The 515-nt window shown below is 58.8% G+C and carries 2 pseudogenes; both read left to right on the forward strand.

The features are described 5' to 3' along the window. Positions 1-257 (forward strand): annotated as a pseudogene (locus P7F28_RS10270) (type IV secretion system protein VirB4); the annotation flags it as partial. Positions 258-288: 31 nt separating this feature from the next. Beyond that, a pseudogene (locus P7F28_RS10275) lies at positions 289-515 on the forward strand (type VI secretion protein); the annotation flags it as partial.

Raw genomic sequence — 515 nt, forward strand, 5'->3', positions numbered from 1 at the left:
ACAACCAGTCGCTCTATCGGGACATCTTCGGGCTGACCGCACATCAGATCAAGATGATCGCCGACGCGGTGCCCAATCGCGACTATCTGTGGGTGACGGCCACACAAACCCGGATGCTGCAGGCCCAATTTCCGAAGGAGGCGCTCGCCTATCTCCGTTCGGACGGACGTGCGCAAGCCCTGCTCGACAAGCATGTGACATCGGGCAGCCCCCAGTGGCAGCAGGACTACGTGCGCGACGTGCTCGCCAGCGCCTGAACCGCAACACGCTTATTTGAGAGGCACCACCATGATCAAACCCCTTCTCCGCGGCATCGTCGCAACCGCCGTGCTGACTGTCGGCCTGGTGCAGCAGGCCACGGCAAATATGCCGGTGTTCGACGCATCGAACTTCATCAAAAATACCGTGACGGCGGCAGCGGCTGTCAAAGGTGAGGCTTATCAGGATAGCAATCTGATTTACCAGTATCAGATGATGCTCAATCAGCTCAAGCAGGCGACCAATCTCAACCCGGC

The organism is Caballeronia sp. BR00000012568055 (assembly GCF_029439455.1).
In the GTDB taxonomy this organism is placed as follows: domain Bacteria; phylum Pseudomonadota; class Gammaproteobacteria; order Burkholderiales; family Burkholderiaceae; genus Caballeronia.